18 protein-coding genes and 3 pseudogenes are annotated in these 17,423 nt (G+C 68.9%); 10 read left to right on the top strand and 11 right to left on the bottom strand.

The window, feature by feature from the left end; translation table 11 throughout:
- Positions 1-338 precede the first annotated feature (338 nt).
- Both LMU33_RS36795 and LMU33_RS36790 read right to left on the bottom strand, forming a co-directional pair.
- Complete coding sequence (locus LMU33_RS36795; protein WP_228625660.1) at positions 339-1,319, bottom strand: zinc-binding dehydrogenase; 981 nt, start codon at positions 1,317-1,319, stop codon at positions 339-341.
- An 84-nt stretch (positions 1,320-1,403) separates the two neighbouring features.
- Positions 1,404-1,988, bottom strand: coding sequence for a TetR/AcrR family transcriptional regulator (locus tag LMU33_RS36790; RefSeq protein WP_228625658.1), 585 nt, complete (start codon positions 1,986-1,988; stop codon positions 1,404-1,406).
- 132 nt (positions 1,989-2,120) lie between these two features.
- Here LMU33_RS36790 and LMU33_RS41550 point away from each other — a divergent pair, with 132 nt between their 5' ends.
- Complete coding sequence (locus LMU33_RS41550; RefSeq protein WP_283844288.1) at positions 2,121-2,246, top strand: hypothetical protein; 126 nt, start codon at positions 2,121-2,123, stop codon at positions 2,244-2,246.
- A gap of 78 nt (positions 2,247-2,324) precedes the next feature.
- Positions 2,325-2,564, top strand: a complete 240-nt coding sequence (locus tag LMU33_RS36785; protein ID WP_228625656.1) for a hypothetical protein — start codon at positions 2,325-2,327, stop codon at positions 2,562-2,564.
- A 14-nt stretch (positions 2,565-2,578) separates the two neighbouring features.
- On the opposite strand, the gene LMU33_RS36780 is transcribed toward LMU33_RS36785, so the two are convergent.
- Positions 2,579-2,770 carry a hypothetical protein gene (locus LMU33_RS36780; RefSeq protein WP_228625654.1) on the bottom strand — a complete coding sequence of 64 codons (192 nt, stop codon included), beginning with the start codon at positions 2,768-2,770 and terminating at the stop codon, positions 2,579-2,581.
- Positions 2,767-2,985, bottom strand: a complete 219-nt coding sequence (locus LMU33_RS36775) for a LexA family protein (protein WP_228625652.1) — start codon at positions 2,983-2,985, stop codon at positions 2,767-2,769. Before LMU33_RS36775 ends, LMU33_RS36780 begins: the two co-directional genes overlap by 4 nt.
- A gap of 72 nt (positions 2,986-3,057) precedes the next feature.
- Here LMU33_RS36775 and LMU33_RS36770 point away from each other — a divergent pair, with 72 nt between their 5' ends.
- Positions 3,058-3,414 (top strand): DUF6233 domain-containing protein, encoded by a 357-nt coding sequence (locus LMU33_RS36770; RefSeq protein WP_228625650.1) that lies wholly within the window; start codon positions 3,058-3,060, stop codon positions 3,412-3,414.
- 160 nt (positions 3,415-3,574) lie between these two features.
- Here the strand turns inward: LMU33_RS36770 and LMU33_RS36765 are convergent, their stop codons facing one another.
- Positions 3,575-4,288 carry a hypothetical protein gene (locus tag LMU33_RS36765; protein WP_228625648.1) on the bottom strand — a complete coding sequence of 238 codons (714 nt, stop codon included), beginning with the start codon at positions 4,286-4,288 and terminating at the stop codon, positions 3,575-3,577.
- Between the two features lie 265 nt (positions 4,289-4,553).
- Between LMU33_RS36765 and LMU33_RS36760 the strand changes: the two genes are divergently transcribed.
- From LMU33_RS36760 to LMU33_RS41270, 3 genes and pseudogenes are all read left to right on the top strand, one after another.
- Positions 4,554-4,841 carry a hypothetical protein gene (locus LMU33_RS36760; RefSeq protein ID WP_228625646.1) on the top strand — a complete coding sequence of 96 codons (288 nt, stop codon included), beginning with the start codon at positions 4,554-4,556 and terminating at the stop codon, positions 4,839-4,841.
- A 43-nt stretch (positions 4,842-4,884) separates the two neighbouring features.
- Positions 4,885-5,664 carry a hypothetical protein gene (locus LMU33_RS36755; protein WP_228625644.1) on the top strand — a complete coding sequence of 260 codons (780 nt, stop codon included), beginning with the start codon at positions 4,885-4,887 and terminating at the stop codon, positions 5,662-5,664.
- Positions 5,665-5,672: 8 nt separating this feature from the next.
- Positions 5,673-5,858 (top strand): annotated as a pseudogene (locus LMU33_RS41270) (DUF6233 domain-containing protein); the annotation flags it as partial.
- Between the two features lie 35 nt (positions 5,859-5,893).
- Here LMU33_RS41270 and ku read toward each other — a convergent pair.
- Positions 5,894-6,817: a non-homologous end joining protein Ku gene (ku, locus tag LMU33_RS36745; protein ID WP_228625643.1), complete on the bottom strand. Its 924-nt coding sequence runs from the start codon at positions 6,815-6,817 to the stop codon at positions 5,894-5,896.
- Between the two features lie 180 nt (positions 6,818-6,997).
- On the opposite strand from ku, the gene LMU33_RS36740 reads away from it, so the two are divergent.
- Entirely contained in the window at positions 6,998-7,135 is a 138-nt protein-coding gene (locus tag LMU33_RS36740; RefSeq protein ID WP_308280837.1) for a hypothetical protein, read from the top strand.
- A gap of 76 nt (positions 7,136-7,211) precedes the next feature.
- Here the strand turns inward: LMU33_RS36740 and LMU33_RS41545 are convergent, their stop codons facing one another.
- The 3 genes and pseudogenes from LMU33_RS41545 to LMU33_RS36730 all read right to left on the bottom strand — a co-directional run bounded on the left by LMU33_RS41545 (position 7,212) and on the right by LMU33_RS36730 (position 9,443).
- Positions 7,212-7,673, bottom strand: a complete 462-nt coding sequence (locus LMU33_RS41545; RefSeq protein ID WP_308280836.1) for a replication-relaxation family protein — start codon at positions 7,671-7,673, stop codon at positions 7,212-7,214.
- Between the two features lie 103 nt (positions 7,674-7,776).
- Positions 7,777-7,965: pseudogene (locus LMU33_RS41540) on the bottom strand (replication-relaxation family protein); the annotation flags it as partial.
- A gap of 512 nt (positions 7,966-8,477) precedes the next feature.
- Positions 8,478-9,443 carry a hypothetical protein gene (locus LMU33_RS36730; RefSeq protein ID WP_228625641.1) on the bottom strand — a complete coding sequence of 322 codons (966 nt, stop codon included), beginning with the start codon at positions 9,441-9,443 and terminating at the stop codon, positions 8,478-8,480.
- Positions 9,444-10,880: 1,437 nt separating this feature from the next.
- On the opposite strand from LMU33_RS36730, the gene LMU33_RS36725 reads away from it, so the two are divergent.
- Both LMU33_RS36725 and LMU33_RS36720 read left to right on the top strand, forming a co-directional pair.
- Positions 10,881-13,103 (top strand): tetratricopeptide repeat protein, encoded by a 2,223-nt coding sequence (locus LMU33_RS36725; protein WP_228625639.1) that lies wholly within the window; start codon positions 10,881-10,883, stop codon positions 13,101-13,103.
- A gap of 327 nt (positions 13,104-13,430) precedes the next feature.
- The gene (locus tag LMU33_RS36720) at positions 13,431-13,895 is read left to right on the top strand and encodes a hypothetical protein (RefSeq protein WP_228625637.1); all 465 of its coding nucleotides are present in this window, start codon (positions 13,431-13,433) and stop codon (positions 13,893-13,895) included.
- 486 nt (positions 13,896-14,381) lie between these two features.
- On the opposite strand, the pseudogene LMU33_RS36715 reads toward LMU33_RS36720, so the two are convergent.
- Both LMU33_RS36715 and LMU33_RS36710 read right to left on the bottom strand, forming a co-directional pair.
- Positions 14,382-14,612, bottom strand: a pseudogene (locus LMU33_RS36715) (hypothetical protein); the annotation flags it as partial.
- A 388-nt stretch (positions 14,613-15,000) separates the two neighbouring features.
- On the bottom strand, positions 15,001-15,873 hold the full coding sequence (locus tag LMU33_RS36710) for a helix-turn-helix transcriptional regulator (protein ID WP_228625635.1): 873 nt from the start codon (positions 15,871-15,873) through the stop codon (positions 15,001-15,003).
- 152 nt (positions 15,874-16,025) lie between these two features.
- Between LMU33_RS36710 and LMU33_RS36705 the strand changes: the two genes are divergently transcribed.
- Positions 16,026-17,420: a DHA2 family efflux MFS transporter permease subunit gene (locus tag LMU33_RS36705; RefSeq protein WP_228625633.1), complete on the top strand. Its 1,395-nt coding sequence runs from the start codon at positions 16,026-16,028 to the stop codon at positions 17,418-17,420.
- Positions 17,421-17,423: the final 3 nt, after the last annotated feature.

The following is a 17,423-nucleotide window of genomic DNA, read 5'->3' as shown; positions in this document are numbered from 1 at the left end:
CCCGGGCCGCCAGCAGCACGATGGCTGCCCGCTTCCGGGCCTGGTGCGGTGCCTTGTGGCCGTAGGCCATCTTCTTCAGCCGGTGGCGCTCGGAGGCGGTCAGCACCACGGGCACGGCGGGGCACACAGGCACGGAAGGAGGACGACCGATCGGTGGGGGATGGTGGGGGGGACGGGCCGGCACCTATGCCGCACCCGTCCCCGTATTGTGCGACGGCACGTCACGCCCGGTTTGTTAGCCAGTCGGGCCGGTCCGTGTTGTCGCAGCGCGGGGAGAACCAGGCCGATTTCCTACGGCGCGGCGAGCGCCCTTGGCAGCTGACGGAGAGTCTGGGGGTTCAATCGAGGGTGACGACCATCTTGCCGAGGGCTTCTCCGGCCTCCATGACCCGGTGGGCTTCGACGATCTCGTCGAACCGGAAGACCCGGGTGGGGCGGGCCCGGAGGGCACCGGCTGCGACTTTGGCGTAGATCTCGTCCAACGGCACGTCGGTGAGCGGGAATGCGGGGGTGCCCAGGACGAAGGCGCTGCCGAAGAAGCTGAGCTGGACCCCGCTGGGGAGATCGGTGATCGGGTCGAAGTCCCGCACCGGGTCGAAGCCGCCCAGAAAGCCGAGCTGGCACACCCGGCCACGGGGTCGCACCAGGGCCAGCGAGTCGCGCAGGACGCTGTTGCCGACGACGTCGAACACCGCGTCGACGCTGACCTCCCGCTCCCTGACCTGGGCGGCGAGCACGCCGTCGTCGATGAGCACATCCGTGGCCCCGAGCTCCTTCAACAGCCGTACGTGCGCCGGGTTCCGGGTCGTGGCGAGCACGGTCGCCCTGTGGTCGACCGCGAGGTTGACGGCGGCCTGGCCGAGCGAGGATGTCGCTCCCCGCACCACGATCGTCTCGCCCGGCCGCAGGTCCAGATTGCCGAACAGGCCGCTCCACGCCGTCGCGTACACCTCGGGAACCGCGGCCAGGTCGGCCCAGTCCAGCGACGGGTGCACGGCCACTACGTTGGTCGCCGGCACGGTCACCAGTTCCGCGTAGCTGCCGTTGCGGGTCCGGCCCATGCCACCGAGGATCGCCACCACCGGGGTCCCGACGGGGAGTTCGCCGGCTGGGTCGGCCTCGACCACTCCGGCGCACTCGATTCCGGGGACGGCCGCCACCTCACCCCAAGCTCCGCCGCGCATGTACGCCTCGGCGTGGTTGAGGCCGAACGCCCTGACCCGGATCAGCACTTCGCCGTCGGCGGGCACCGGGTCGGGCAGTTCGGTGAGGGTGAGCACCTCGGGGCCGCCGTGGGCGGAAATGACGATGGCCTTCATGCCGTGGCTCCATTCTTGAGCGTGTATTCAACTATGGGTGCGAAAAAGAGGGCCACCCCGTACGGTGGCCCGTGTGGCTGGCCGTCAGCCGAGAGCGGCGAAGGCGTTGTCGACGATCGCCCGCAGGAGCGCCTCGTCGGGATTCGCCTTTCCGACCACCATCAGCCCCTGGCATGTCGCGACCAGCAGCTTGGCGCTGCCAGGGCAGTCCAGCGAGGCGCGCACCTGACCCCTACGAGCCGCGTTCTCCAGCGCGTGGGTCATGCACCGTTCGAGCCGGGCCAAATGGCCGCGTACGACGGCCGCCGCCCCGTCGTCCTCGGCTGCCTTCTCGATCGCCGTATTGACGAGCAGGCAGCCTTGCCGGCCCTCAGGGCTGAGCAGGTCGCGCACCAGCCCGTCGAAGTAGCCGCGGATCTCGGCCACCGACGCGCCCGAAGCCTCCAGCTCGCCCAGCTTCTCGGGGACGACCAGCTTGGAGTAACGCTCCAACGACTTCAGGAACAGCGCGTGCTTACCGCCGGGGAAGGCGCTGTAGAGGCTGCCGGGCTTCACCCCGGTCGCCTTCACCAGATCCTCGATGGACGTCGCCCGGTACCCGCGCTCCCAGAACCGCAGCATGGCCACGTTCAGGACGGTGTCGGGCTCGAACTCTCGAGGTCTGGGCATAGGGCAAACATATATGAGCGCTCATTCAAGAACAACCCCTGGCGCTCGAAGCGAGGGTAGATTGCGGCCACTCAAAGCGTGACCGTCACTAGTGGCGCCGGCGCCGGCCCTCGGCTCAGTGAGCTCCCGGGCATGGCGCAAGTCCCCGGCGGCCAGCGCCGCTACCTCGCGAGACAAGTACGGGCTCCGCCCAGCATCGGCACCTATGCCGACACCCGACTGAACCTGCGAGCCCAACTCCAGCGCCTCGACGCCTGACTACCCCTCCGGCGCCATGCCCACCACCGCGTCAACCCCCGAAGGACTTCGAGGCTTGACCACTTAGGATCCGTGTTCGTGGCAGAGGTCCCCGACGAGTTGATCAAGCTGGAACGATCCGCCGAACAGGAGCGGGCGAAGCTCGCGGGCCTGGCCGGCGAGGAATACGACGCGCAGTGGGCGCGCTGGCGTGAGGCGGCCGAGGCCGCGCAGGCCGCCGTCACCGCGCATGCCGAGGCGTCCGGGGAGAATCGCTACGAGCTGGAGCAGGCCGTGAAGAAGGCGGTCCGGCACGCCACGGAGGATCCAGCCGAGTAGCCCGGTGGCGGGAGCTACCTGTCGTCGAGTACGTCGCCCGTGTCCTCGTCGGTCAGGGTGACGCGGGCGCCGGGCATGGTGCGGCCGTACTGGTCGACCCAGGCGTGGAACTTGTCGCGGGCGACGTCCTCCCGCCGCCACCAGCCGTGCTGAACCGGCCGCTCGGAGATGGCGAGCAGCAGGTGGTAGCGGCCCGGGCTGGTCATGCGAGCCGGATCCCTCTCGCCCGGCCCGGCTCCCTGACGATCGCCTGCTTCGTCTCCAACTCGACCAGCTGGTAGTGAACGCTGGACCGGCTGCGCATCCCAACCGCGTCCCCGATCTCCTGCACTGTCGGCGCCTCGCCACGGTCGGCGATCGTCTGCCGGATACAGCGCAGGACGCGCTCCTGGGTTTCGGTGAGGTGCTCTGCACGGTGCATACTGAGATTAGAGCGCGTGTTCGATTTTCTCGGCAAGGCGAGACACGCGGGCACAGCGCGGAGGAAGACCCAGTGCACGACGATTCCCCGCAGACCCGCCTCGACATGCTGCGGTTCGCCCGCCGCGTCGTCGAGCAGCAGACCGCGCGGCAGCTCGCCCTGATCGACCGGTGGATCGCCGACGAAGAACGACGCGAGCGCGAGCGACGGCAGGGCGAGGAACGGCGCCCGCCGGAGCCGGAGTGGCTGATCCAGTACGGGCTCAACCGCAGCAACATCGACGCCGTACACACCGGCGGCTGCTGGGCGGCCGCCAAGAGCGGACGGTGCCGCCCGGCGACCCGGGGCCAGGCGCTCGACGCGCTGCGGCGGCAGGTGCCAGCATGCGTCCACTGCCGACCGGATACGGCACTCGGCATCCTGGAATAGGTGTCCAGGGCTGCACGATCACTTATCGGCGTGACCTTTCTGCACACCCGGCGTTGGTCACGGCAACGCGTGCAGGACGTCATCCCCCGGTGGACGCGTACGCAGATGAGGGGGCCCGAACCGTGCCCGGCCCGGGCCCCCTCCTGTCGCCCTCCCAGACTCACAAGCCGGCAACTTGCTGGCTGCCCTGATCGCGGCGCCCCCACTCGAACGGGGTGACGTCGTGCAGACGAATCCAGTGCGAGGTCAGGTTCGGGAGCTCGATCCGGAATCCGACGGGCCACGGCACGGCCACCTCGTCGATGGAGCGGATCGTGATCGTGGGCGGCTGTGCGGTCCGCTGGTGCCAGTCCAGCCACCAGGCGGTCAGCACGGCCCCGTACAGAGCCCGGGTCGCGGGCGGTTCAGGCGGGGCCGGCGCATCAGCGGTGACCCGGGCGGCGAAGCCGAACTTCACCCTGCTCGGGTGCCCGCCGATGTTCAGCCCGACCAGCGTGCGAGGGCCGTCGAGCACGGTGACGCTGTCCTTGTACAGGTGCTGCTCCAGGAGCTGCTGCACGAGCGTGCGCGAGTCCTCGCCTGCTGCCGGGGCGGCGATGTGGCTGGCCAGGTCTCGCACCTTGTCCTCGAACTCCCATGCCTCGCTGGCCCGCCGGTAGTCGTCCGGGCTCCAGGCGTCAGGCCCGTGATCAGGGATCCGCGCCGCCAGGTCCGGCCATGGCGGAGGAAGGGTGGCCAGCGTGGACGCGTAAGCGTTGCCGTCTCCCTCCCGGCCCGGCTGCTCGGAGCCGTCGTAGATGTCGAGACGGAGGTCGGGACGGCAGTTTCCCCGCGTTCCACGGTCGCGAAGAGCCAGGCGTGGGGCACGTGCCATTCGTAGAGCTCCCAGAGCCGGTGCCGTGCCTCGGGACGGTCCGCCATTGCCCCAACTCCCCTTGCCGTACTGGCCCTGCAATTTGGTGGACGACGCTACTCCAGGACGCGGTCGTGCCGCCTGACGCGACTGCTGCCCACGCCCGTCGGCCAACCGTGTACGGGCACGTCTAGAGTCGGGCGGTACGGCGACGTCGTTCCAGGAAGCTCTCGCTTCCGCAGCCCGGGCTCTGCAGTCCGGCTCCTGGCAGGTCTCCCGGCCGGACATGGCCGCGGCAGCGGTGATCTGGCAGCAGCTGTGGGAGCCGTTCTCGGACGTACTCGAAGCAGAGGAACCCGAGCCGGAGCGGGTGGAGGAGCGGTTGGCGGCGGTGCCGGCGGCATGCGAGGAAGCTGCGGCCGTCGCAGGGATCGACTCACGGTTCGCCGCGCTGCTCAGCACGGTGCCGGCGGCCGTGACGGAAGCTGGGGACGACCAGGCGGCCATGTGGCGGCTGGGCACCTTCGGGGAAGTCGTGTTCGCTATCGGGCAGGGCCCGGAGATCTGGGTCTGAACCGCCCCTCTGACTCAATCCGTTGGGTGGCATGCTGCCTGCCATGACATCGCCCTCGCACGAGCCGCCGGAGACCCAATTCCCGTACGGGCAGCACTGCGCGGTGGAGGTCGTGGCCGAGTCGGCTCCCGGGCCGGACGGTGTTCTGAGGGTGGCTCTGACCGTCCACCCCGCCGGCGCCTTCCTCGATCCGTACGCCGGTGTGGCCGAGCCGGATGTCTGGACCCGAGTGGTCTACCTCCGGCCGGGCCCGTGCCAGGTGACCGTGGACCGCCTCGGTGTCCGCGACCACGGCATCCTGGCCGCGTACGACGCGTCGGTGGTCGTGATGCGGGCGCTCGGCCCGGCCGGCCTGGACGTGGACCAGCTCATGTGGCGCCTGCCCGGATGCCTAGTCACATCGGCGTTCGAGCCGGAGCGATGCGTGGTGGCCGTGCTCGCCGAGGACGACCCCGTACGCCGCGGCTACCAGTTCGAGGTCACCGCAGACGACAACGCCCCGGCCCTGATGCCGCTGTACTCCTCGGCCGTCTACGGCTGGCTGCGGTGGTGGCTGGCCGAGAACGGCTCCCCGAAGCGCACCGGAAACCAACTCCCGCCGCCGCCCGACCGGCTGCTGATGCAGTACGCCGGGCAGGACCACCTGCTCCACATCACCAGCATCGAACGCGCCCGCTGGCCCTACCCGCCGCCGAAGGGCACGTCACAACGGTGGCTCGAGGCACCGGAGGCCCGGAAGGGGCAGATGCGGGAGCGGTGGGGTGAGCCGGACGACTGGAACCCCCCGCCCGACGACGGACTTGACCCCACGGAACACCGCTGACCAACGAGATGCCGATCCTGCCCGCCCCGCGAGGGACAGGCATGGCGCCCCCGTACAGGCCGACCCAGGATGCCGTGCACACTGGCGGCTGCTGGGCTGCGGCCAAGAGCGGGCGGTGCCGCCCGGCGACCCGGCAGCAGGCGCTCGACGCGTTGCGACGGCAGGTACCGACATGCGTCCACTGCCGGCCGGACACCGCACTCGGCATCCTCGACTGGCGTCAGCGCGGTCAGGCGCTGCGCGGCCGGCGGCCAGTCGCCTTCTTCGCGGTCGCCTTCTTCGCCGCGGTCTTCTTGGCCGGCTGCTTCTTCGCGGCCGCCTTCTTCTTCGGCTTCGGCAGCTCGTGCACCTGCGCCGGGCCTCCGCTGGCGGTGCGGGAGGCCTTGGCCTTCTGTACCGACTCGTTCAGCGCGGCCATCAGATCCAGGACCTGGGCCGGCTGCTCCGGCTCGGGCGCTTCGGGGAGGGGTTTCTCCTCGCGTTTGGCCTCGATGATCTGGGCGATCGCCTCGGTGTACCGGTCGGTGAACTCCTCGCCCTCGAGCGCGTCGACCGTCATGGTGTCCATGAGGGCGAGTGCGCCTTCGATCTCGTCCTCGGACACCTCGGCCGGGGAGGGGAGCAGCTCGGTGGGGTCGCGGATCTCGTCGGGCCACAGCAGTTCCTGCAGGACCAGGGCGTCGCCGCGGATGCGGAGCATGCCCAGTCTCTCGCGGCCGCTCCACGCGTATTTCGCGATGGCCACCCTGCTGGAGCGGCGCAGCGCTTCGACGAGGAGCTTGTACGGCTTCGCGGCGACCTGCCCGCCGGCGGCGAGGTAGTACCCGGCGCCCATGCGGATCGGGTCGATGTCCTCCAGTGCCACGAAGGCGTCGATCTCGATCGCCTTCGCCGTCGGCAGCGGGAGGTTGCTCAGTTCCTCATCGCTGATCGGGATGACCCGGTCGCGGGTCAGCTCGTAGCCCTTGCCGATCTCGGACTGGTCGACCTCGCGGTCCTCCAGCTCACACACCTTGCGATAGCGGACGCGCCCCATGTCCTCCAGGTGATACTGGTGGAAGTGGATGCTGTGATCTTCGGTCGCGCTCTGTACGTTGATCGGAACAGTGACCAATCCGAAAGAAATAGCGCCTGACCATATGGTTCGGGGCATCGGTAGACCTCCGTGATTGCCCCGAGCACCACCAGCCTACGAACGGCTCTAACGTCTCGCATGCGCGCTGCCGGCCCGCGCCGCACTCTGAAAAGGTGACCGAGACACCGCAGGTCGTCGTCTACCCGGCCGGCCGAGGACGGCGGCAGGCGGGTCCGCGTCGGCAGCCACTTCATGGGCATGGCGTACACGCTGCTCGACATCGTCGAGTTCCTACGCCAGGCCGGATCCGAAGATGTCGAGCCCGAGGACGTGGTGACCGCGGCCTGGGTGGAGTGGCGGGAAGTCGGGCCGGACATTTGGGCACCGCCCGGCTAGGGCCACCCCACGTCTCTCGTGCCGCCGCTTGGCCAGCGACTGGCACGGCCGCACCTGCCCGGCGTCGCGCGCGGCGTCAGCGGCCGACGGGCTCTGGGTAGCACTGGCGGCGCCGGTCCGGGTCGTCGACGCCGATCTCGTACCAGGGCTCGCCCCGCTGGAGCCGTGGCAGGGTGTTCACCCACACCGCGACGGCGATGCCCTTCACGTCGTCCGCGAGCGCCTGGAGGCGGTTGTCGAGCAGGTGCTCCTCCTTGCCCGCCAGGACGACGTGCAGACGTGGGAAGGTCGTGGAGCGGGTGTAGCGGTGACGCTGCCAGAACGGGTACGTCCCGCCGATCGTGCCGCGGGCGCCTTCCCAGACGCGGTGCCCGGCGTAGCGCTCGTAGTCCCAGACCTCCTTGGCGAGGCGGGCCTGGGACATGGTGCCGTTGTCGAGCTCGAAGAGGCGCACCTCGCTGGTCTGGGTCGGCAGCGCGAGGACGGCGTCGGTGTTGAAGCTCAGGCCGGTCTCCTTGATGGCGTGGTTGACCTCCACCTGCCAGTCGGTCAGATGCTTGCGGCCGCCGAATGCCAGGATCGTCCGTCACCGCGACGCCGTGCGGACCGAACCCGGCGCGAACGGCCTTCGCTCCGGTGCCGGCCTTCGGTCGGGGAGGCAGCTCGTTGCCGTCGGCCAGAGCCTTCTGTCCCGCCGGGGTCAGGTTCCAGATCGGGTGCTTGCCGTCCTTGCCGTTCGTTTCCGCCAGCCCGAGCTCCGCCAGCTCCACCATGGCCCTGCGCACGTACGACCGGCCGTCCGACTCCTCTTTCGTGATCACCTGAGCCATCTGCCGGACCGTGGCTATCCGCACGCAGCCCAGCATTCGCAGCGCATCGGCACGCACCTTCCCGGCCGTGGGGGTGGACTTCTTCCCCTTCGCTGACGTCTCAGGGGAAGGGAGAGAGGTGTCAGCGTGCCGGGAGGTCCCCTGGCGGGCGGTGTGAGCTGCGGTGATGGACACGACGTTGGAATCGTTCGCGGCACCGTTCACGGCACTGGATTCCGGGCCGCCCGGAGGCCGCTCGGCACCCCTTGTCCGGGTCGGGCGCGGCGCCGGTTCGGACTGTCGGGCGCTGCTGGTGTACGTCATGACAAGGCTCCTCACACAGGTGGCGCGGGGGTCCGGATGGAATCCCCCCGTCACCTGCTAGAGGTGTCGTGAAAGTCGACGGTGTGACGCTCCACTGAGTGCCGTTACCGAGCCGTGATCATCAGGCAGGCCCGGCTGTCCAGTGACACCGAACGGGGACACGTTGCCACTGAAGTTGGACCAACTGCTCGCTGACCGGCCTCGGGCCGTCAGCGCGCCAGTCTGAGGCGTGCCGTCTCTGCGGCATGGGATGCGGCTTCGATCAGCCCGAGTTCGCCGGCGAGCGTTCCCACGAAAGCATCGACCGCCTCGATCGCGCGGCCCTCCATGGTGTCGGGCTCAGCGAAGTACGCCGCGAACTCTCCGGCGCCGATGGTCGCCAGGGCGGGCCGACGAGCCTGGTAATCCGCCCACTCTGGCCGAAAGACGGCGCGCACCCGGTCGAGCTCTTGCTCGTCGATCTCCTCGTGCCGAAGGCGGCGGATCGTCTGCTCTCTGGCCTTCCACATCGCGATGTGGTGCTGGACGGGGACGGGCCCGAACGGGCCGGCCAGGGCTCGTTCGATCCTCGGCATTCCGGGCTGGACTGGCCAGGGCGAGTACAACTCCGTGAGGACCGCGGTCAGTCTGTCGATGTCGATTCGGCCCGTCCGCTCGCCTTCCTCGAGGACGAGCTGGGCGGCGCGCCGTTGCTTGAAGGTGGCTGAGGGGTGGGCAAGTTGCTCAACGATGGCGCGGACGTTCTCGCTGCGCCGGACGGCGGTCGTCTGGCCAGTAGCGCGCGCGTGGGTACGCCAGGCTCGGCGCGCCTGCGGGGTGAGCACGATCGTGTCGTCGATCAGCCACAGGTACAGCACGACACGGATCAGCGACCGTTGCGGGATGCGCCCCAGCGGGGAACGCTCTCGAGCTTCGAGAAGTCTGGTCAACAACTCACGTTGTTCCGGGGGGAAGACTCGCGGATCGCTGCCGTGCGCGCTGGTCTTGCGCGGCTCAGGGTTGGCGAGCATCCCGTCCTCGACCCAAGAGGTCACCATCCTGGGACTGGCCTTCATCACACCCAGAGCGTGCGCGTCGGCAACCAGGTCGGCCGAAGTCCCTTCGACCCACGTGGTGGCCCGATTCCCGTTCATGGCGCCGAACTTACATCGAGATTCGAGCCTCAGGAGCTGCATTCAGCGGACGTCAGCCATAAGGCTTGGGGCTGCAGAAACTGCGCCCCGCACCGTATCCCTGCCAGGAACACGCGGTGCGGGGGCAGCCGACTCATCCCCTGAACGGAGACCGTCATGTCCCACCGTACGCACCGCCCCGTCCCGAAACGGCGACGTGCCCGCCATCGTCTAGTCCAGGGCCTCGGGCAGGCGGCGTTCTACGCCGCTTCCGCCACGTTGGCCGGCGGGCTGGTCCGCGAGCTGCTCCACCTGGTCCACACGTCCGTCTCTTCGTGCTGACCTGGGCGCCGGGGAGATGCCGCGTCCTGCCGCGCGCGGCATCTCACCGGCGCCAGCTACAGGTAGAGGTCTGCAGCTTCGAGTTGAGAAGACCGCGGTTCAGCGGGGGTGTCGGGAGCAGCGCGCGGACAAGGCGGCCGTCGACCCGAGCGAGACGGCGAGCGGAGTCCGCAGCCCCGACCGCCGGGGCATCGCGCAGCGTGGCGGGACGGAGATTCCTCCCCCACCTAAATGGGCGGAATGTCGCAGGTAGCGGAACTGGACAAGGGGCAACGCGAGCGCCTGTGACTGTTCGAGTTAGTTGGCGGTTGTTCACGAGAAGTGGCGGATCGAGGCCGTCGAGTGATCACATGGCGCCGAAAGCCGTTCAGGCCTGGAGCTGTGAGCGCTGGCCCGAACGGCTTCGTCTTGCCTGGGATCAGTGGCTGAGGCGCCAAGCAATGAGGGCTTCGACAGCGCCACTGGTGGAAGCGAGCGCAAGGTGCCCGAGGACGACGAGGAACATGTGCAGGGCACGGCGCGCGCGGGAGGATTCCTGGTTGTGGGACATGGACGTCTCCTGACAGAAGGCCGGCTGCGGGGTGCTGCCGGACGGAGACGCCATGGCGCGGGTTCCGGGGGGTTTCCGACGATGTCGGTACTCGGAGCTGGGGCGGGAACTAGGCTGGTCAGCCCAAGGGCCGCGTGATTTCCTGGGGGATTCAACTTCGGAAGTCAGTAAGCGGGGTGGGCGTTGTGGGAGAGCATGCGGAGCGGTTCCGAGCGGAGTTGAGCGCCGTGTACGCGGCGGCGGGGCGCCCGACGCTGGACCAGCTCGTCCGTTTCGGGCGGCAACAGAGGCCTCCGGTTACCGTGGCGGACTCAACGATCAACGGCTGGCTAAACGGGCCCACTGTGCCCGGCCAGAAGCACACCCGGTACTTCCTCGCCCTTGTCGACTTCCTTCAGCACGAAGCTGCACGGGCGGGGAGCGGATACGCGCGACGGTCGCAGGGATGGTGGCAGCAGCTTCTCGACCAGGCGCGGCAAGAACGCAACGCTAGCCGCGGCGGAAGACCACGGACCGGCACGAATACGACCTCACCACCCAACGGCCCTGTGACGCTCCCGCCAGCTCCGGTCGGGTTCACTGGCCGTACTGCAGAGCTGGTCGAGGTCTTGAACTGGCTGGAGGCCGGGCGTGAACAAGTGGACGACTCAGAGGCCGCGGTGGTGGTGTCGGCTGTGGCGGGGATGGGAGGCGTCGGCAAGACCGCTCTCGCTTTACAGGCTGCCCATCAGGCCCGTGCGCGGAACTGGTTCCCCGGCGGGATCCTTTTCGCTGACTTGCGCGGCTATAGCCTCGACAACGCAACGCAGGTCGACGCAGTGGCCGACCAGTTTTTGCGTGCTCTTGGTCTGAAAGCCAAGGACCTGCCCTCCACGCTGGAGGAGAAGCTTGACGCTTGGCGCCTCGCGCTCGATGACTTGGCAGCGCAGGGGCGGCCGCTACTGGCAGTCCTGGACAATGTCCGATCGCCCGGTCAGGTCCGTGGCCTATTGCCCGGTGCCCCGCACCGAGCCCTGGTCACCTCCCGCCACACCCTGTCCAGCTTGCCTGCTCATCGCATTGGCCTCGCCCCGCTCACACCGGATGAGGCCGTCGCCCTTCTGGACAAGGCACTGCGAGTTGGGGGAACCGGCGACGACCGCGTCACCAGGCAACCAGGAGCGGCGTCACGTTTGGCCGAGCTAAGTGGTTACCTTCCGCTGGCCTTGCAGATCATTGCTGCACTGCTGAGGGATGAGCCTGCAAGGGAGCTTGATGACCAGGCCCACGAGCTGGAGAACGTACGAACCCGGCTGGAGGCCATGACGTACGACGGCGAGGATGGTGGGGGTTATCCACTTGTGGTTCGGGCATCTTTCGAGCTGTCCTACCAACATCTGAACGACTCTCAGGCTCGTGCCTTCCGGCTGTTGGCCGCCGCGCCGGGTGGTGTCGTCTCTACCACTGCAGCCGCAAGGCTGGTCGATCAGCCCCTGGCGGAGTCCCGGCGGCTGCTTGCCGACTTGGCGCGCGCTCATCTCCTGCGGCCAGTAGCCACGGCCCCGGAGCGGTGGTCGATGCACGACCTCATCCGCCTGTTTGCCGATGACCTGGGCCGTTACCACGCTGCCGACGACCAGCGTGACGTCGCGGTGGCACGACTGCTCGACCACTATCTCACTACCGCCAAGGCCGCAAACACCCACCTAAGGGTTGACCATGAGCCTGACTCCCTGTTTCACAATCGGGAAGAGGCGTTGGCCTGGCTAGAGGCCGAGCGCACCGCCTTGGTCGCCGCCGCGACCTCCGCCGAAGCAGGCCACCACTCAGTCGGTCCTGAACTCTCCTTCGCGCTCGGTCAGTACCTCACCTGGTACCGCTACTTCGAGGATGCGATCGCTGTCGCTACTGCCGCTGCTGGCATCCTGCGGGAGAGTGACGACCGACGAAGTGAGAGCGTGGCGCTGAACAATCTCGGGCTTGCTCTGCTCCAGGCACGGCGTTTCGGGGAGGCCATTCAGGCGTACAGCCAGAGCCTGGAAATATGCCGGGACTGTGGTGACCGTGGTGGAGAGGGCGCGGCACTGGGCGGCCTCGGGGCCACCTTTGCCGAGGTAGGGCGTTTCGACGAAGCAATTCAATCCCAGACCGCTGCCGTCGAAATCCTCCGGGAAGTGGGTGACGGTTACCAGGAATGTGCGCAGCTGGGCAACCTCGGACTCACGCTGCAAGGGGTTGGGCGTTTCAACGAAGCCATCGACGCCCACCTCACTGCTGCTGACATCTTCCGGGCGATCGGAGAGCGCCGAGGCGAGGGCGAGGCGCTGGCTAACGTCGGGCTCGCGGCAACCCGCATCGGGCAGTTCAAGAAGGCCATCTTCTTCTACCACGCTGCTGTAAGCATCTTCCAGGAGATCGGCGATCAATACAGTAGAGGCCAGGCATTGAACAACCTTGGTGTCACACTGCGAGGAGCTGGTCGATTCAGTGACGCCGTCTTCGCCCACGGTGCTGCCGCCGAGATTTTCCAGGAGGCTGGCGATCGTCGCAGCCTGGCTATGGCATTCGGCAACATGGGACTCGCCTTGGCCGGCGGCGAGCAATTCGACGTGGCCATAAGCTGCCATTCCGCCGCTGCCGAAATCTTCGGGGAGACCGGTGACCACCACAGCGAGCGCGAAGCGGTGAAAAACCTAGCGATTTCACATAACGAACTTTGGCGACGTAAGAAGCCACAGACCGCAAACCTGCTCGTTGTCTCGCATCTATGGCAAACGGACGACCTGCCTCGATCCCATGGTCGTCGCGCACACGCGTCCGACCCAGCTGAGCAAGAACCTCAGAAGCCGTAGTGCTGATCCTGCTGGCTTGGTGACAGAGCATGAGATCAGGCGAAGCCCAGACGTTCGATGAGAGATCCGTACGTCATCGTATTCGGGGCCGGTGCGGGACCGCCGCTGCCATCCAACGTGAACAGAACCCGCCAATCACAGTGAACAGAACCGTGACGACCTGCAGGAACCACGCATCGCACCCGCCAACTAACGTGAACAGTCACAGCGCCGACCGGGCGAGTCCGCCCACCGTCAGTGCGCGGACTCTATCCACAGGCACTCGCTCCGAAGATCGCTTATGAGGCCGCCGCGATCGGCGCGGCGCCCCGTACGTGAGGAGCCATCATGCCCACCACCAACATGCCGCTCGCCCCGATGACCCCGGCCGCGGCCATCAGCGCGTTCAGCTACCTCCGCGCCGTCCAGGCCGACGACGTCGAAGCCTCCCGCGAGTTCGCCAGCGGCGAGCCGCGGATGCCCGAGCTGCTCGTCGATGTCGTCGAACGGATCGTCGTCCCCGTCACCGCGCTGCCCAGCCCGGAGGCGGGCGAGCCGTGCGCGGACACCTTCGCCCTGGAGGCCCTCGGACGCGTCTTCGTGACCTCGCTGCGGACCTGGGCACAGGCCGGACCGGACACGGCGGAAGGCATCGCCCGCTCCGTCATCGACTTCGCCGCGCAGTTCCTCACCGAGGACCACGAGGACGTCGCCGACACTCTGCGTCAGCTGGAGGCCGTCGGAGTGGGCCAGGCCCTCGATGCCCACCCCGCACCGGCCGGCTCGCACCCGGTGCGCCTGACCGTCGTGTAGGCGCACCCGATGCGCGCCACCGCCGCGCGCCACACCGCATCGCCCATCGTGGTGCGTTCCATCGGCATCACCGCACCGCACCTGGCGCGCGCCACGGCCGGGCAGGCTCCCCTATCACGCACCCCCTTGACCACGACCTGATCGCCAGCCGAAACGGGCTGTGTCAAGGAGAAACGTCCTCGGTAGCGGACCTGGTCAAGGGGTCAAGCACGCCACCGGCCGCACCTGGTCAAGGGGTCGGTCGGCGGTGGGCACACCGGTGCGGCGCACCGGGCGCACGCGAGAGTGCCGGGCATCGTCGGGTGGTGCGCCGCCGGATGCGGTGGCGGACATCGCGGTGCGCACCACGTGGCGTGCATCGTCATCCGGCGCACCGGAGTGGAGTCCACTCTGCGGATCCCATCGGGTGGAGTCCACCCGATGTCGTGCATCGCCACTGGATGCAGAACATCGTGGGCTCCACTCGGTGGACAATGCCCGGCATCGTCACCACAGCCAGGCGGTGGAGTGCCGCACCCGGGACAGGTCACGGGCATCGCGGCGCGCGGCCGCGTTGCCGATCCGGTTCTGCCGGGACCGGGGCCGACGCGACTGCCCGGCGGCGAGGCGGCGCTTCCCGGCGTCCTGGAGTCGCCGCCGCTGCTTGCGCAGCTCCTGCTTCTTCGCCGCCTTCGACTTCGGCTTCCGGGGGCGCTTCCAGATCGGCTGCCACCCCAGGGCTGAGCGTCTCGGTGAGCTCGCGGTTGTGACGCTTGAGCTTGGCGTTTCGCGCGACGAGCCTGTCGTAGCGGGTCGGTTTGCTTGGGGCTCCTGGCGTCGGCGGTGCTGACCGGAGGGCGGCGACCCGGGTCTACTGAACACCTGCGGACCCTAGCCGGTCAGTAGTCGACTACTCGCCCCCAGCCGGGCGGTGCCCGCTCCTTCTCGGTCCGGCCGCGCCGGCCGGGAGATCCTGCTCACCGCGACGGGACACGGCGACACGCAGCGAGGGTGCACGAAACCGCAGGGCGGGCCAGCGGGACCCGTCCATTTCGTGCCCAGGGGCCGGCATCTGCAGCGCAGGGGACGATCAGTTGTGCGTCGTGGATCGGCAGCGTCATCCTGGTCATCCCTGTGACCGACGGGTCGATGCCTGAGATCCGTAGAGACGCGCGAAGGCTGCGGCATGCCGCCCGGTGGCCGCGAGGGTGTAGGTGACGATGGTCAGCCCGGGGTCTGCGGGGACTTCGAGGGCGTCGTAGTCGAGGTCGAGGTCGCCGACGTCGGGGTGGTGGAAGCGCTGCTGGCCGGAGCGGTAGTACTCGACGTCGTGGTCGTCCCAGCGCTGGGCGAACTCGTCACTGCACGTAGCGAGTTCGTCGATGAGGTCGGCGAGGTCGGTGTCGGCGGGGTTGCGGGCGGCTTCGGTGCGGAGGCTGCCGACCGCGTCGTGGGCGATGCCCTCCCAGTTGCGGTAGAAGCGTCGGGCTCTCGGGTCACGGAAGACGAAGCGGGCCAGGTTGGGCGGCTGCTCGTCACTGTCGAGGGCCTCTGTGTACAGGGCGCGGGCGAGAGCGTTGGTGGCGAGGATGTCGAGGTGGGCGTTGCGGACGAAGGCGGCGGCCCCGGTCATGGCGTCGAGGATCTGCTGGAGGCTGGGCCGTACGTGGCTGATGCCGCCGTCGCGGTCGGGGACGCGGTGGGGGTTGTTGGCAGCGCGGACGAGTGCGGCCAGGTGCGCGCGTTCGACGTCGTCCAGGCGCAGGGCGCGGGCGAGGGCATCGAGGATGTCCTCGGAGACGCCGCCGACGTTGCCGCGTTCGATGCGGGTGTAGTACTCGACGCTGATGGCGGCGAGCTGAGCGACCTCTGAGCGTCGCAGCCCGGATACCTGCCGCCGCCCGCCGAAGTCGGGCAGGCCGGCCTCCTTGGGGGTGATGCGGGCCCGGCGGCTGGTGAGGAAGGTACGGATGTCCTCGCGGACGGTGTCGGCTGGCACGGCTCCAGCGTAGGCCGGTGCCGTTTGCGGGGGTCCCTGCCAGTACCCCTCCCAGCAAGGACTCCCAGGTCAGAGCCGGTGCGTGGTTCTGTGGATGGGTGACCGGACCGTCTGGCCCGGCGCGTTTCCCACTGGAAAGGATCACGCCCGTCATGACCGTCACCGCTACTTCGCGCCGCTCTCCGGATGTCGGCACGGCTGACAGCGGCCGGCACGCCACGGCGACGCTGGTCGCCGCTGTGCTGGGGTTCTTCGTGATCACCCTGGACGCGACGATCGTGAACGTGGCCCTGCCCTCGATCCGTGACGCGCTGGGCGGCGGGATCACCGGTCTGCAGTGGGTGGTCGACGGCTACACGCTGATGTTCGCCGCCCTGCTGCTGTCCGCGGGCGCCCTGTCGGACCGGATCGGTGCCCGCAAGGCGTTCGCCGGCGGCGTGGCCCTGTTCGTGCTCGCCTCACTGGCGTGCGGGCTGGCCCCGTCGCTGCCCGTCCTCATCGCCGCCCGGGTGGTGCAGGGCATCGGTGCGGCTGTGACCATGCCGACCTCGATGGCTCTGGTCCGTCACGCCTTTCCCGACCCGGCCCGCCGGGCCCGGGCGGTGGGGGTCTGGGCGATGGGCGGCGCGGTGGCCGCCGCCGCGGGCCCGGTGCTTGGGGGTGTGCTGAGCCTGGCCTCCTGGCGGATGATCTTCTTCATCAACCTGCCGGTCGGCCTGCTCACTCTGGCCCTGCTCGCCCGCAGTCCGCAGTCCCCGACGCGTCCGGCGCCGTTCGACTGGATCGGGCAGATCACCGGCATCCTTGCCATGGGCGGGCTGACCTTCGGCGCGATCGAGGCCGGCGAGGCCGGGTTCACCGCCCCGAAGGTGCTGATCTCACTCGGTATCGCGGTCGCGGCGCTGGCCGCGTTCGTGCCGGCACAGGCCAAGGTGGCGCACCCGATGGTGCCACTGTCCCTGTTCCGCGTCCCCACGGTGGTGATCGCCACCGGGATCGGCTTCGCGTTCATGGTCGGCTTCTACGGACTGCCGTTCGTCTTCAGCCTCGACTTCCAGCAGCAGCACGGACTGTCCGCCCTCGGTGCCGGCATCGCGTTCTTGCCGATGATGCTGCTCAGCGCCTGCCTGACCCCCTTCTCCGCACGGATCGCGGAGCGCACCGGCCCCCGCGTGCCGGTCATCGCCGGGCTGGTGCTTATCGCGGCCGGATCGATCGCCCTGGCTGTACTGCCGGCCTCGGCACCGGTGGGGGCCAGCGCCCTGCTGCTGATCCCGGTCGGGCTGGCCGGGCCGCTGGTGATGCCGCCGACCACCGCCGTACTGCTGGAACACGTGCCAGCCGAGCAGACCGGCACCGCCAGCGGGGTCTTCAACACCAGCCGTCAGATCGGCGGCGCCCTGGCCGTGGCCGTCTTCGGCGCACTGATCTCCGGCACGGCCGGCTTCCAGCACGGCCTGCGTATCAGCCTCACCCTGGCCGCCGTCATCGCTCTGGCAGCCGCGCTGGCCGCCACCCGCATGGCCGCCGCCTGGCATCGCGCCTGACCC

It is taken from the genome of Streptomyces barringtoniae (genome assembly GCF_020819595.1).
In the GTDB taxonomy this organism is placed as follows: Bacteria; Actinomycetota; Actinomycetes; order Streptomycetales; family Streptomycetaceae; genus Streptomyces; species Streptomyces barringtoniae.
This window is presented reverse-complemented; position numbering and strand designations above follow the sequence as displayed.

What these genes read in the sequence shown, in the direction of transcription:
- LMU33_RS36790 (WP_228625658.1), bottom strand. Translation starts at nt 1,988, where the DNA reads ATGCCCAGACCTCGAGAGTTCGAGCCCGACACCGTCCTGAACGTGGCC.
- LMU33_RS36730 (WP_228625641.1), bottom strand. Translation starts at nt 9,443, where the DNA reads ATGCAGCTCCTGAGGCTCGAATCTCGATGTAAGTTCGGCGCCATGAAC.
- LMU33_RS36795 (WP_228625660.1), bottom strand. Translation starts at nt 1,319, where the DNA reads ATGAAGGCCATCGTCATTTCCGCCCACGGCGGCCCCGAGGTGCTCACC.
- LMU33_RS36765 (WP_228625648.1), bottom strand. Translation starts at nt 4,288, where the DNA reads ATGGCACGTGCCCCACGCCTGGCTCTTCGCGACCGTGGAACGCGGGGA.
- LMU33_RS36720 (WP_228625637.1), top strand. Translation starts at nt 13,431, where the DNA reads ATGCCCACCACCAACATGCCGCTCGCCCCGATGACCCCGGCCGCGGCC.
- LMU33_RS36780 (WP_228625654.1), bottom strand. Translation starts at nt 2,770, where the DNA reads ATGACCAGCCCGGGCCGCTACCACCTGCTGCTCGCCATCTCCGAGCGG.
- LMU33_RS41550 (WP_283844288.1), top strand. Translation starts at nt 2,121, where the DNA reads ATGGCGCAAGTCCCCGGCGGCCAGCGCCGCTACCTCGCGAGACAAGTA.
- LMU33_RS36760 (WP_228625646.1), top strand. Translation starts at nt 4,554, where the DNA reads ATGGCCGCGGCAGCGGTGATCTGGCAGCAGCTGTGGGAGCCGTTCTCG.
- LMU33_RS36740 (WP_308280837.1), top strand. Translation starts at nt 6,998, where the DNA reads ATGGCGTACACGCTGCTCGACATCGTCGAGTTCCTACGCCAGGCCGGA.
- LMU33_RS36755 (WP_228625644.1), top strand. Translation starts at nt 4,885, where the DNA reads ATGACATCGCCCTCGCACGAGCCGCCGGAGACCCAATTCCCGTACGGG.
- LMU33_RS36705 (WP_228625633.1), top strand. Translation starts at nt 16,026, where the DNA reads ATGACCGTCACCGCTACTTCGCGCCGCTCTCCGGATGTCGGCACGGCT.
- LMU33_RS36775 (WP_228625652.1), bottom strand. Translation starts at nt 2,985, where the DNA reads ATGCACCGTGCAGAGCACCTCACCGAAACCCAGGAGCGCGTCCTGCGC.
- ku (WP_228625643.1), bottom strand. Translation starts at nt 6,817, where the DNA reads ATGCCCCGAACCATATGGTCAGGCGCTATTTCTTTCGGATTGGTCACT.